Here is a 12,965-nt window from a genome sequence, read left to right as displayed (position 1 = left end):
AGGCGATGATCACCATGTTGAGGGACAGCATGATCACCTGGTTGACACCGACCATCAGGCCCTGCCGGGCCGCCGGCACCAGCACGCGCCAGGTCAGCTGCCGGCGGGTGCAGCCGCTCATGCGGGCGAACTCCAGGATCTCCTCGGAGACGCCGCGCAGGGCGACGATGGTCACCCGGGCCATCGGCGGCATGGCATAGATCACCGTGGCCACCACGGCGGCCACGGGGCCGAAACCGAAGAGCACCAGCACGGGCACCAGGTAGGCGAATATCGGCACCGTCTGCATGAGATCGAGGACCGGGCGCAGAACACGCTCGAATGCGGGATGGCGGTAGGCGGCCAAGCCCAGCAGCAACCCCAGCACGAGGCCCACCGGCACCGCGACAAGGATGGAGGCGATGGTGGTCATCGCGCTTTGCCACTGCCCGAAGAAGGCCAGATAGGCCACGGTGAAGAACAGCAGCGTCGCCAGACGGCGCCCGCCAATCCGGGCACCGAAGAGCACCAGCGCGGCGGCGACCCCGAGCCAGCTCAACGCCGGCAGCATCACGCCCCCGTCCGCGAAGGGCAGTTCGAAGCCCTTGGCGAGCACGAGGGTGCCGGCCTCCAGCGGCACGGAGAGCAGTGTCGCCAGGCTCCGCACCACCGAGCGGAAGCCGATGCCGCCGATGGCGGCGTCCTGGAGCAGCCACTCCATGGCGTCGCTCACCCAGTCGGACACCGGCAACTCCCAGCTACCGGGATACACGCCGAGCCAGGGCAGCCATCCGGCGAGCCGGTCGGCGACGAAGAGGGCGAGCACCACGGCCGCCACGGTCACCGCCGTGCGCGACAGCCCGCCGCCGGCCCCGGTGCGCTCCGCGACGGCCTCATTCATGGCCGCCCCCCGTGCCGGCGAGCACGGCAATGACCTCGTCGCGGCCGATCGTGCCGACCACACGCCCGCTTCCGGGATCGCGCACGCGCAGCGACGTTCCGGCCGCCAGCACACGGGGCGCCACCGCCTCGATACGCTCGTCGGCGCCGACCTCCGCCGCCCCGGCGGGCGCGGTGTCCTCATGGCGCATGACGGAAGAGACACCGACGACCTTTGCCGTGGGCACGTGGCGGGTGAACTCCGCGACGTAGTCGTCCGCCGGGGAGAGGACCAGGCGCTCCGGCGTGTCCACCTGGACGATCTCGCCGGCCTTCATGATCGCCACCCGGTCGGCGAGCCGGATGGCCTCGTCGAAATCGTGGGTGATGAAGATGACGGTCTTGTGCAGCACGCGCTGCAGGCGAAGCAGCTCGTCCTGCATCTCGCGGCGGATCAGCGGATCGAGGGCGCTGAAGGGCTCGTCGAGGAACCACAGCTCCGGGTCCACGGCGAGCGAGCGCGCGATACCCACGCGCTGCTGCTGACCGCCGGAGAGCGCCGCCGGCCGGCGGGCCTCATAGCCGTCGAGGCCGACGAGCTCGATCATCTCACGGGCCCGGCGCTCGCGCTCGTCACGGCCTATGCCCTGGATCTCCAGCGGGAAGGCGACATTGCCGAGCACGTCCCGGTGAGGCAGCAGCGCGAAGTGCTGGAAGACCATCCCCATCTGGTGACGGCGGATCTCGGTGAGCTCGCGCTCCGGGGCGGCGAGCAGGTCCCGGTCCTCCAGGGTGAGGGCGCCCAGGCTCGGCTCCACCAGGCGCGAGAGACAGCGCACGAGCGTGGACTTGCCGGAGCCGGACAGGCCCATGATCACGAAGACCTCGCCGGTGTGGACGTCGAGGCTGGCGTCACGGACCGCCGCGGTGAGCCCGTGCCGCGCGAGGGTCGCGGCATCCGGGGCACCACCGGAGCGCTCGAGCACACGGTCGGCGTGTTCGCCGAAGACCTTCCACAGGCCCCGGCAGGCGAGCTTGACCGGGGCATCCCCGGCCTCGCGGGTATCGGCATGCATAGGACGATGACCTGGCGTCAGCGGTGATTCGGAGGGACGGGGCGCCCGCCCCGCGGAACAGGGCGGCGCCGCGAGTGCGGCGCCGCCATAACCGGCGTTACTTCGCCGGGATCCAGGACCGCCAGGTGTCCTCGTTCTCGGTCATCCACTCGTCGACCACGCTCTGCAGCGGACGCCCGTCGACATCGATGGCACCGATCATCCGGCCCATCTCGTCGTTCTCGATGTGGAAATTGCGGATCGCGGTGTAAGCGGCAGGCCAGACGTCCTCGCCACCGGCCCAGGCGACCTTCTTGATCCAGCCGCGGGGATTGCCGCAGTCATAGGTGGCGTCCGGATTGATGCCCCAGGACGGGTCGTCGTAGCAGCCGTCCCCGTACTTCGGGAACCGCACCCACTCGCCCTCGAACTGCTGCGGCGCCCAGTGGGGCGTCCAGAGCCAGGCGAGGATCGGGGCCTTGCGCTGGTAGGCGGACTGGATCTCGGCCATCAGCGCAGCCTCGGTGCCGGAATGCACCACCTCGAAGGGCAGGTCCAGGGCCTCGATACGCTCCTCGGCGTGGCCGTCCCAGGTGACCGCGCCCCCGAGGTAGCGCCCCTTGGGCTGCGTGGTAGGCGTGGCGAAGACGTCGGCGCAGTCCTTCAGCGCCTCCCAGTCCGGCAGCCCGGGGCAGCGTTCCTCCATGTACTTCGGATACCACCAGTCCTCGACGGCGCGCATCCCGGTCTCGCCCATGTCGAGGACCTTGCCGCCGGCGACGGCCTCTTCCATCAGGTCCTTCGCGGTGGTTTCCCAGATCTCCATAGCGACGGTGAGGTCACCGGACTTCAGCCCCGTGAACTGGGCCATGTAGTCCGCCTGGACGTAGTCCACCTCATAGCCCATCTCCTCGAGCACGCCGCCCATGATCCGGGTGCTCACGTTCTGGCCGGTCCAGTCGTTGAGCGTCAGCCGGATGGGCTTGTCCGTCTCCGGGAAGTCCGCGGCGGAGGCCGCACCGGCGGCGCCGAGTGCCACGGTCGCACCCATGGCCCACAAAAACCCACAATTTCTAATCCAGTTCCTGAGCTGCATCAGTCATTCCCCTCTTCAGCCGGTCTCCTGCTTCGGCGCTCGGGCACAGCCGTACCAGAGACCGGCCGGTAGCGCGTCCGCATTCACAAATTACCGATTAGTAGCCATTTATTTCGTCAACCGGGCCTTCTTTGGCACCGGTCTCGTCACCCACGCGATCACGGCACAGGGCCGCGAAAGGCGTTCTGTCGCCCCGCCGGCACGGGTTCCGGGGGTCGACAAAGATCAAACTTTTTCCACAAATTACCACATATTCAGTCAGACTCAAGCCCACGTGCGTTACAATCCGCAAGCAAGGGGCGTGGTGGCGTGATCGCTGCCGGCGCCGGGGATGGCTCACAGGGAGGGTTCGATTTGCACAAAGCCGCACGACACAAGGCGATACTGAGTCTCCTCGAGACCCACGGCTCCTGCAGCGTCGCCGAGCTGGTGGACTCGCTGGGGGTCTCCGACGAGACCGTGCGCCGGGACATCAAGACCCTGGCCAACCGGGACCTCATCGAACGGGTCCGCGGCGGCGCCATGCTGCCCGCGTTCGTGCGCGAGCCCGGCTTCCAGCAGCGCATGACCAGCAACGCCCGGGAGAAGCGGGCCATCGCCCGCGAGGCCGCCGCACTGATCGAGAACGGCGACTCCGTGCTGCTGGAGAACGGCAGCACCAGCCTGTACGTCGCGCGGGCGCTGCGCGGCCACCGCGACCTGTTCGTCGTCACCAACGGCCTGGACATCGCGCGCACCCTGCTCGGCAACGGCAACCGCGTGCACATGGCCTGCGGCGAGGTCCGCGCCGACGACGGCGCGGTGCTCGGGGCCAGCGCGATCGAATTCGTGAGCCGCTTTCGCGTGCGCTACGCGGTAATCACCGCAGGCTCCGTACACGTGGACGGCGGTCTGATGAACTACTACTACGACGAGACCGAGTTCTCCCACGCCGCCCTGGGGCAGGCCCTGCACGTCATCGCGGTAACCGACCACACGAAGTTCCGCACCCAGGCACCGGTAAGGCTGTGCGAGTTCGAGCGCATCGGCACCCTGATCACCGACCGCCAGCCCTCGGAGCCGCTGGTGGAGCGGCTCCGCGATGCCGAGGTACGCCTGCTAGTCGCCGGCACGGGATCCGCCGGGGAGTGAACGCCGCAACGCACGATTGCCTCCGGGCTCAGATCGTCGATAATGCGTGCAGGCCTTCGACGGGAGCATTCATTTGGCGCAGGGGCGGCAGCGCTGGCTGCAGAGACAGGCACCGGTCCTGGAATCGATACCGGATGCCGTGGCGATACTGGACCGGCAGGGACGCCGCCTCTACGGTAACGACCTCTACCACACGCTATGCCGCGAGCACGGCGTGCCGGATCTGCGCCCGGCCACGCTGGATGCAACCATGCCGGGCTGGGAGGAAATAGGCACCACGGCGTCCGCCACCGGCCACTGGGAGGGCGCGATAACCGTGCCCGCGGCGCACACCCCCCGCCGGACCCTGCGCTGCCATGTCCGCCCCATGATCGCCCCGGCCGGCGGGGATACGCTGTTCGCGGCGACGATCGCCGACATCACCGAGCTGGCCGAGGCCCACCAGACCTCGGACGGTCATGCACGGCTGATCGCACAGCTGCCCCATCTGCAGGTCCCCGGGGCGGGTGCCGGGGACACGGCGGTACGGGCCTTCCGCGACACCCTGGTCGAGGCCCTTGCCGCGATCGATCTCGGCCGCGCCGAGACCATTCCCGACGGTGACGAAACCGAAGGCGGGTGGTTCTACTGCCCGCTGACCGGGGACCGGCAGGAGGCCCGGCTGGTCTGGCGCGTCGGTGAGCCGCGCCACGGCGGCCGCGCCTTCCAGGCCCGCTTTCACGCGGCACGCGAGCTCTCGCCCGCCGAACGCCGCCTGGCCGTGACCGCCACCCGGGCGCTGACCACGAGCACCGAGCGCGCCGGCCAGCTCGCGCGCCTGCGCCGCACGGCATTCAGCGACGACGTCACCGACCTGCTCAACCGCCGCGGCTTCGAGCACTTCGCCGCGCCGCTGCTCGCCGGCGGCCAGCCGGCGTCGCTGCTGCTCATCGACATGGACCGTTTCAACCGCGTGATCGGCACTCTCGGCCACGACGCCGCCGACGCCTACCTCCACGCCATGGGCGAGCGGCTGGTCGGCGCCGCCGGCCCGGGACGCCTGGTCGCGCGCATGGGCGGCGACGAGTTCGCCATCCTTGTGCCCGGCGGCATGGGACTCGCCCGCGGCGTCGCCGAGGCCATTCACGAGCGCCTGGAGACGCCGATGACCATCGCCGCCCGGCCGGTGCGCGCGCGGGTGCACATCGGTATCGCCTCCGCCCCGAGGCACGGGAGCAGCCTCGCGGAGCTCCGCCGCTGCGCCGATCGCGCCATGTTCACCGCCAAGCGCACCGGGCGGAGCACGAACCTGTTCCGGCCGGAACGCGAGCTCACCGACCGAACCGCCCTGTGGGTGGAAGGGCGACTGGAGGCGGCCATCTCCGAGGAACTCCTCACCCTCGCCGTGCAGCCGATCATGCGGCTCGACAGCGGCGAGGTGACGGAGGTCGAGCTACTGCTGCGCTGGGACGACCCGATGCTCGGCACGGTCGCACCGGCCACGTTCGTGCCCGTCGCCGAGCACGCCGGCCTGAGCGAACGCCTGGATCGCTATGTCGTCGCCAAGGGCCTGCGCGAGACGCGCCACCTGGACTGCGCCGTGGCCATCAACCTCGCCGCCCCCACGCTCTACGACCCCGCCTTCGCGGACTTCGTGTTCACCCACCTCGAGCACGCCGGACGCACACCGGACACGATGGTCTTCGAGATCACCGAGCGCCTCGTCGCCGACGCGGACCGCGCCCGCCCCACCCTGCAGCGGCTCACCGACGCGGGCGTGCGCATCGCCATCGACGACTTCGGCGCCGGCTACTCGTCCCTCGGGGTGCTCCCCGACCTGCCGCTCAGCCGCCTCAAGGTGGACAAGTCCTTCCTCATCGGCAGCCGCGGCAACCCGCGCCACCGCGAGGTGATCATCGGCACCCTGCGGCTCGCCTCGGCACTCGGGCTGGAGGCACTGGTCGAGGGCGTGGAGCGCGCCGAGGACATGGAGTGGCTGCGCGGCGTGGGCTGCGACTTCGCCCAGGGCTTCCTGTTCGGCACCCCCATCGCCCTGTCGGACTGGCCCGGCACCGACGACGACCCCCGCCCCGCCTGAACCGCCGCCTGCGCGGACTGGTATCCTGCCCGCACCGACGCAGGGCAGCCGGAGCACGACTCGCACACCGGAGGCACCATGGGCCGCTACCGACCGCCACGTCCACGCTCGTCACCCTACATCACGCCCGAGGGCTGGGACCGCCTCAACGCCGAGCTCGACTGGCTCTGGCGCGAACGCCGCCCCGAGGTCACCCAGGCGGTATCGGAGGCCGCCGCGATGGGCGACCGCTCCGAGAACGCGGAGTACATCTACGGCAAGAAACAGCTCCGCGAGATCGACCGCCGGATCCGCTATCTCAGCAAGCGGCTCGACGCGCTGACCGTCGTGCGTGAGCGCCCGGCGGACCGGGACCGCGTGTTCTTCGGCGTCTGGCTGGAGGTGGAGGACGAGGCCGGCGACCCCGCCTGCTTCCGCATCGTCGGCGCCGACGAGATCGACCCCGCCCACGGCTGGATCAGCGTGGACTCGCCATTCGCCCGCGCGGCCCTGGGCAAGGCCGTGGACGAGGAGTTCGTCGTGCCCACGCCCCACGGCGAGACGGTCTACATCGTCACCGCCGTGCACCACGAACCACCGGCCTGAGACCCCCGCACGCCCCCCGGTCCCTGCACGGAAGCAGCCTCCGGCGGCCCGGCCGGGAGTGCCGCGTGAGGGCGGGAACCGCCTCCCGGAAGCAACGACAGGCCCGGGCCGTGACAGGGTCACCGCGCCCGCGGGACGGCACTCCACCGGCCACTGAGGGCCGGCCGCCGCCACCCCGAACTAACAAACAGTCTTGACTGTTTTTATCTTTCTCCTACGCTCAATTTTGGGGTTTGCGTAACCGCAACTGGCTCCAAGAACAACGCCACCACGCTGGAGGAAGACCATGAGAGCACCCCTTATCGCCCTGTCACTGGGGCTTGCGACCGCCCTGACCGCCACCGCCGCGGTCGGACAGACCGAGTTCACGGCCAATTCCTTCTATTCCGCCGGCAGCCCGCTGTCGAAGTACGGCTTCATCGAATGGTCCAAGCTGGTCAAGGAGATGTCGGGGGGCGACCTCCAGCCCGACCCGATGATCGGCACCGCACTCCTCGAGCCCCGGGCATCACTCGAGGGCGTCCAGAAGAACATCGCCCAGGTGGCGACCATGCCTGCGATGTACACGCCCTCGGAAATGCCGGTCGCGAACTCCGTACAGCAGCTCGGCTTCACCTACTCCGATCCGCTCGCCACGATCTTCGCGGTGACCGACTTCTCCGTGCACAACCAGACGCAGCTCCAGGAGTGGAAGGACCTCGGCATCGTCTATCTCGGCGGCTACGCCACGCCGCCCTACATCCTCATGTGCCGCATGCCGGTGCACACCCTCGACCAGATCAAGGGCAAACGGATCCGCACCGCCGGCTCCGCAGTCTCGCAGTGGGTCGAATCGGTGGGCGGCATCCCGGTGAATGTCCCCTCCAGCGAGATGTACACCGGGCTCGATCGCGGCACGCTCGATTGCGCGAGCAACGCCGGCAACGATCTGGTGGACCGTTCGCTGTGGGAGGTCGCCAAGCACGTCACCCCGCTGTCGACCGGCCTCTACTACGCCGGGCCTCACTGGGGCTATAACGCGGACTTCTGGGCCAGCCTCACGCCCGAGCAGCGCCACACCCTGATGAAGGCGACGGCCTACAACATGGCGGACATGACCATCCACTACATGGCCAACGTCGACAGTGCCGAGAAAACGGCCAGGGAGAAGGGCGTCGAGTTCCACGAGGCGTCCGAGGGACTCCAGGGCTCTGCCGACGAGTTCAGCAAGAAGGTGGTCGAAATGGCCTACGACCAGGCCGAAACGACCTTCAAGCTGAGCAACCCGAAGGAAGTCATCGACGATTTCCGGGCCACCCACGAGAAGTGGAAGAAGCTGCTCAAGGACGTCGACCGGGACGATCCGGAGGCGCTGGCGAAGCTGGCCATGAAAGAGATCTACGGCGATCTTGATCCCGAGGCCTACGGCGTCTATTAGTCCGCGCCGATCGTAGACCGCCGGTCCCGGTGCCGCAGGCCCGGGGCCGGCGCAGCCACATGGAAGGCAGGCAGGTCATGAACGAAACCACCAGCACCAAGCCGCGCCGCCGGACCCAGGCCGAACGCTCGGCCGCCACGCGCACGCGCATTCTCGATGTCACGCTCGACTGCCTCATGGACATAGGTCTGCGGGACACCTCAACGGTCGAGATCGCACGCCGCGCCGGTGTTTCCCGGGGGGCGCTGCTGCACCACTACCCGTCCAAGGTGCTGCTGCTCCAGGAGGCGTTCAGGCATCTTCTGGACCGGGAGATTGCCGAGATCCAGCTGATGGCCTCCGATCTGGCCGAGGCCGAGATCACGCTGGAGGATTTCCTCGATACGCTCTGGGGCCATTTCTCCGGGCGGCTGTTCATGATCACCATCGAGTACCTCGCCGCGGCGCGGACCGACGAGGCCATACGTGAAACCATGACCGCCGTCGCGCTGGAGTTTAACGACTCCCTCGACGTCATCTGGGACAGCCTCCCGCTCAAGCAGGGGGTCTCGCTCGAGGAGCGCCGCCTGGCGCTCAATGCCACGCTTTGTTTCCTGAGGGGGATGGGCACGCAGACCGTATGGCGTGACGACCCTGCATTGCACCGGCAGATGCTCGAGTTCTGGAAACGCACGCTCGCAGCGATCGACATCATGAACGACTCGACGAGTGCCGGCGATCCCGCTCCTCCTCACCAGGAAAAGGACCCACGCGGATGATTGAAACACTCGACAGGATCACCGCCCGGATAGATCGCGTTCTTCTCGTTATCGGCTGTCTATTCCTCGCGGTGATGATGATCCAGATCACCGTGGATGTGCTGCTACGGGCGATTTTCAACGCCTCCGTCCCGGTCACGCTCGAGACGGTTTCCTACTACTACATGATCTTCGCGGTATTCCTGCCGCTGTCCTACGTCGAGCGGCGGAACGCCCATATCAAGGTGGACCTGTTCACCCAGCTCATGCCCGAACGGGTGCAGTTCGCGCTCCACGTCCTCGCCTGCCTGATCGGGGTGGGATTCTTCGGCGCACTCGCCTATCAGAGCTTCCTCGACGCGGTGGACGCAACGATAAAACAGCAGACGGTTATGTCCAATTTCATCTTCTATATCTGGCCGAGCCGGTGGGCGCTGCCGATCGGGTTCGCGGCGACGTGTCTCGCGATCATCAACAACATGGCTGCGGCCGTGATTCAGCGCCGGGCGCTCTGAGCTAGGGGGACATCGATGAGCCATCTTGCAATCGGCCTTATCGGGGTCGCCGTAGCGCTATCGATGATCGCGCTGCGGGTCCCCATCGCGGTAGCGCTCGGCTCGGTCTCGATCGTCGGCGTGGGCATGATGACGAACGCCCAAGTCGCCTGGGGACTGATCTCCGTCACACCGTTCGATTTCGTCGGCCAGTGGGCACTCACCGCGGCACCCATGTTCCTGCTCATGGGCTACATATGCACCACGACCGACCTGACGAGCGGGCTTTTCGACGCCATGCGGGTCTTCCTGTCCCGGGTGCCGGGCGGCCTGGCCCTCGCCAGTGTCGCGGGCTGTGCGCTTTTCGCTGCGGCGTCGGGTTCCAGCACGGCCACCGCTGCGGCGATGTCCCGCATCTCGGTGCCGGAGATGCTCAAGCACAACTACGACAAGGGGCTCGCCGCCGGCACGATCGCCGCCTCCGGCACACTCGGGTCGCTAATCCCGCCGTCCGTGCTGCTGATCCTCTATGGCGTATTCGCGCAGGTCTCGGTCGGCCAGCTCTTCATGGCGGGTTTCATTCCCGGCGTGCTCTCCGCGCTGCTGTACATGGCCATGATCAGCGGGCGGGTGATCGCCAGGCCCCAGCTCGCCGGCGCCGTCAATGAACGCCCGGACGCAAGCGAATGGAAGGCCGCGATAAGGCACATATGGCCCCTGCCGGTGCTCATCATCGCGATCCTCGGGGGCATCTTCTTCGGCATCTTCTCCCCCACCGAGGCCGGGGCGATAGGGGCCGCCGTGTCACTGCTGCTCGCAGCGGTACGCGGGACGCTGACCTGGCCGGCGGTGAAGGACGCCTTCGTGAGTACCGCCGTCAGTACGATCAGCATCTTCATCATCCTGATAGGCTCGGCCTTCTTCACCCGCTTTCTCGCACTGAGCGGTGTCCCGGACGCGTTCGCCAACACCATCCTCGACGTCAGCACGAACCCGCTGTGGATCATCTTCTCCGTCGCTGTGCTCTACCTAGTGCTCGGCATGCTGCTCGACCCGATCGGGCTGTTGCTGCTCACGCTGCCGCTGGTGCTGCCCCTGGTCGACGGCGCCGGTCTCAACCTCATCTGGTTCGGCATCCTGGTGGTCAAGCTGCTCGAGATCGGCCTGGTGACCCCACCGGTCGGCTTGAACGTCTACATGGTCAAGGGCTCGCTGGGCGACATCGTCACGCTCCCGCAGGTCTTCAAGGGCATCACCTGGTTCATCGTCATGGACATCGTCACGATCGTGCTGCTGGTGGCCTTTCCCATGCTCGCGCTGTTCCTGCCGCAACTCATGATTCGCTAGAAGCCACATCAACAGGAGAACGGATCTTGGCTACGATACGGCTTACCGACGCAAACGTCCTCGACACCGAGGCCGGGCGACTGCTGCCCGACCACAACCTGCTGATCGAGGACGGCCTCATCTCGCAGGTCTCCTCCGAGCCCATTGAAGGCAAGGCGGATCAGACGATCTCGCTCGGCGGTCGCGTGGTGATGCCGGGGCTGTGCGACGCGCACGTCCACGTCACTGCACTGACCCCGGATTTCGCACTGCTTAAACGCCTGTCGCCGTTCTACGTAGGCGCTCACAGCGCGGAGATCATGCACGGCATGCTGATGCGCGGCTTCACCACCGTGCGCGACGCCGGCGGCGCGGATCACGGGCTCGCGCGTGCGGTGGACGAGGACCGGGTGATCGGGCCGCGGCTGCTGTTCTGCGGCCACGCCCTCTCGCAGACCGGTGGACACGGCGACATGCGCTCCCCCGGCGAGAACGACGTCGATCAATGCTTCTGCTGCGCCGGCCTCGGCGTGGTCTGCGATGGGGTACCGGAGGCCCGGCGCGCCGCCCGCGATGAGATCCGCAAGGGCGCCACGCATATCAAGATCATGGCCTCCGGCGGCGTGGCCTCGCCGACCGACCGCATCGACAGCACGCAGTTCTCGCTATCCGAGATCGACGCGATCCTCGAAGAGGCGGAGGCGGCCAACCTGCACGTCATGGCCCACGCCTATACGGCGCGAGCGATCAACCGGCTCATCGCCCGGGGCGTACGCACCATCGAGCACGGCAACCTCATCGATGAGGAGAGCTGCCGGCTGTTCCGCGAGCACGGCGCGTTCCTCACGCCGACGCTGGTCACCTACGACGCACTGGCGCGCGAGGGCGTGGAGGCCGGCCTGCCGACGGACCTTCAGCGCAAGGTGTTCAATGTGCTCGAGGCGGGGTCACAGGCACTGGAGCTTGCCCATCGCGAGGGCGTGCGCATGATCTTCGGCACGGATCTGCTCGGGAGCATGCAAAAGCATCAGCTCAACGAGTTTCACATCAGGAAATCGGTCGTGCCCACCGACGAACTCATCCGGGCGGCGACGTGCACACCGGCCGAGGCGTTCCAGCGCAAGGGCGAGTTCGGCGTGGTTGCGCCCGGCGCGCGCGCGGACCTGCTCGTCCTCGACGAGAATCCCCTTGAAGACATCAACGTGCTGACGCAACCGGAACGCCACCTGAAGGCGATCATGAAGGGCGGCAAATTCTACAAGAACGAGCTCACCTGAGCACGGCCATTACACCTGCTGTTGTGACACAGACGAGGAGGAGCCAGACATGGGCGATCAGCGCGACTATACCGAACGCAGTTACGGCGAGATCGACGTCGGCCTCGGGCAGCGCCCCGGGATCGTCGTCATCGACTTCCAGAAAGGGTTCACGGAGGAGCAGTATCCGCTAGGCGGCGCACCACTGATCATGCGGAGTCTCGAGAACACCGCGCGCCTGCTCGATACCGCCCGTGCGTGCGGGATCCCGGTGGCGAACTGCTACACCGCCTACCAGGGCGGGCTGGACATGCCCTACTGGAAGATTACCGCCGTGCGCGAGCAGTTCCGCCTCGGGGATCCGTCGATCGAGCTCGATCCGCGCATTCACGAGCCGGGCTACGACGTCGTGGTCTGCAAGAAAGGGCCCTCGATCTTCTTCCAGACCGGCGTCGTACCGTACTTCATCAAGGAGCAGGTCGACACGGTAATCATCACCGGCTGCACCACCAGCGGCTGCGTCCGCGCCTCCTCGATCGACAGCTTCCAGTGGGGCTTCCGGACCATCGTCCCGGAGGACTGCGTGGGCGATCACGAGGAACAGCCCCACCGCGACAACCTGCGGGACATCTCGCGGCGCTACGTCGACCTCAGCAGCGCCGATGACCTCATCCCCTATCTCGAGAAAATCAGCGCCAACAGGCGCGCCGCGGTGTAGCGGCACGCGCATGACCTTCACGGTGGACCACCGCGGTTCACCGTGGAGGCGGCGTCGGCGGCTATTCCCGGTGGCATGCCACCGGAACGCCCTGCCGGGGGGGGACGACCGGTGCACGCGTCGTGGACACAAAAAACCCGGCGCGACGGCCGGGTCTCTCGTAAGTGCTTGTCTGGGTGGTGGCCAGGGAGAGAATCGAACTCCCGACACGGGGA

12 protein-coding genes are annotated in these 12,965 nt (G+C 67.6%); 9 read left to right on the top strand and 3 right to left on the bottom strand.

The window, feature by feature from the left end:
* The 3 genes from G7A99_RS25315 to G7A99_RS08215 form a co-directional block, all read right to left on the bottom strand.
* The coding region (locus G7A99_RS25315; protein WP_240466178.1) for a proline/glycine betaine ABC transporter permease at positions 1-880 on the bottom strand (880 nt) is incomplete at its 3' end.
* Positions 873-1,934, bottom strand: a complete 1,062-nt coding sequence (locus tag G7A99_RS08220; RefSeq protein ID WP_163139463.1) for a glycine betaine/L-proline ABC transporter ATP-binding protein — start codon at positions 1,932-1,934, stop codon at positions 873-875. The genes G7A99_RS25315 and G7A99_RS08220, both read right to left, overlap by 8 nt.
* Positions 1,935-2,031: 97 nt before the next feature.
* Complete coding sequence (locus G7A99_RS08215; protein WP_163139461.1) at positions 2,032-2,964, bottom strand: ABC transporter substrate-binding protein; 933 nt, start codon at positions 2,962-2,964, stop codon at positions 2,032-2,034.
* A 399-nt stretch (positions 2,965-3,363) separates the two neighbouring features.
* Between G7A99_RS08215 and G7A99_RS08210 the strand changes: the two genes are divergently transcribed.
* The 9 genes from G7A99_RS08210 to G7A99_RS08170 all read left to right on the top strand — a co-directional run bounded on the left by G7A99_RS08210 (position 3,364) and on the right by G7A99_RS08170 (position 12,750).
* Positions 3,364-4,140: a DeoR/GlpR family DNA-binding transcription regulator gene (locus tag G7A99_RS08210; RefSeq protein ID WP_163139459.1), complete on the top strand. Its 777-nt coding sequence runs from the start codon at positions 3,364-3,366 to the stop codon at positions 4,138-4,140.
* A 73-nt stretch (positions 4,141-4,213) separates the two neighbouring features.
* Positions 4,214-6,217, top strand: a complete 2,004-nt coding sequence (locus G7A99_RS08205) for a bifunctional diguanylate cyclase/phosphodiesterase (protein WP_163139457.1) — start codon at positions 4,214-4,216, stop codon at positions 6,215-6,217.
* Positions 6,218-6,295: 78 nt separating this feature from the next.
* Positions 6,296-6,802, top strand: a complete 507-nt coding sequence (greB, locus tag G7A99_RS08200; protein WP_018716630.1) for a transcription elongation factor GreB — start codon at positions 6,296-6,298, stop codon at positions 6,800-6,802.
* A gap of 286 nt (positions 6,803-7,088) precedes the next feature.
* Positions 7,089-8,219, top strand: coding sequence for a C4-dicarboxylate TRAP transporter substrate-binding protein (locus G7A99_RS08195; RefSeq protein WP_018716631.1), 1,131 nt, complete (start codon positions 7,089-7,091; stop codon positions 8,217-8,219).
* Positions 8,220-8,296: 77 nt separating this feature from the next.
* Positions 8,297-8,977 carry a TetR/AcrR family transcriptional regulator gene (locus G7A99_RS08190; RefSeq protein ID WP_018716632.1) on the top strand — a complete coding sequence of 227 codons (681 nt, stop codon included), beginning with the start codon at positions 8,297-8,299 and terminating at the stop codon, positions 8,975-8,977.
* Positions 8,974-9,471 (top strand): TRAP transporter small permease, encoded by a 498-nt coding sequence (locus G7A99_RS08185; protein ID WP_018716633.1) that lies wholly within the window; start codon positions 8,974-8,976, stop codon positions 9,469-9,471. Before G7A99_RS08190 ends, G7A99_RS08185 begins: the two co-directional genes overlap by 4 nt.
* 15 nt (positions 9,472-9,486) lie before the next feature.
* A complete protein-coding gene (locus G7A99_RS08180; protein ID WP_026320866.1) occupies positions 9,487-10,797 on the top strand; it encodes a TRAP transporter large permease in 1,311 nt (436 codons plus the stop codon).
* 26 nt (positions 10,798-10,823) lie between these two features.
* Positions 10,824-12,053 (top strand): amidohydrolase family protein, encoded by a 1,230-nt coding sequence (locus G7A99_RS08175; protein WP_018716635.1) that lies wholly within the window; start codon positions 10,824-10,826, stop codon positions 12,051-12,053.
* 49 nt (positions 12,054-12,102) lie between these two features.
* Positions 12,103-12,750 (top strand): isochorismatase family protein, encoded by a 648-nt coding sequence (locus G7A99_RS08170; RefSeq protein WP_018716636.1) that lies wholly within the window; start codon positions 12,103-12,105, stop codon positions 12,748-12,750.
* Positions 12,751-12,965: the final 215 nt, after the last annotated feature.

The sequence above is a fragment of the Arhodomonas sp. KWT genome (genome assembly GCF_010993615.1).
Note: the sequence above shows the minus strand (reverse complement) of the source record. Positions and strands in the feature narration are given on the sequence as shown.

Excerpts from the sequence above, each read along its gene's own strand:
- G7A99_RS08220 (WP_163139463.1), bottom strand. The coding sequence starts at position 1,934 with ATGCATGCCGATACCCGCGAGGCCGGGGATGCCCCGGTCAAGCTCGCC.
- G7A99_RS08215 (WP_163139461.1), bottom strand. The coding sequence starts at position 2,964 with ATGGGTGCGACCGTGGCACTCGGCGCCGCCGGTGCGGCCTCCGCCGCG.
- greB (WP_018716630.1), top strand. The coding sequence starts at position 6,296 with ATGGGCCGCTACCGACCGCCACGTCCACGCTCGTCACCCTACATCACG.
- G7A99_RS08195 (WP_018716631.1), top strand. The coding sequence starts at position 7,089 with ATGAGAGCACCCCTTATCGCCCTGTCACTGGGGCTTGCGACCGCCCTG.
- G7A99_RS08190 (WP_018716632.1), top strand. The coding sequence starts at position 8,297 with ATGAACGAAACCACCAGCACCAAGCCGCGCCGCCGGACCCAGGCCGAA.
- G7A99_RS08185 (WP_018716633.1), top strand. The coding sequence starts at position 8,974 with ATGATTGAAACACTCGACAGGATCACCGCCCGGATAGATCGCGTTCTT.
- G7A99_RS08180 (WP_026320866.1), top strand. The coding sequence starts at position 9,487 with ATGAGCCATCTTGCAATCGGCCTTATCGGGGTCGCCGTAGCGCTATCG.
- G7A99_RS08170 (WP_018716636.1), top strand. The coding sequence starts at position 12,103 with ATGGGCGATCAGCGCGACTATACCGAACGCAGTTACGGCGAGATCGAC.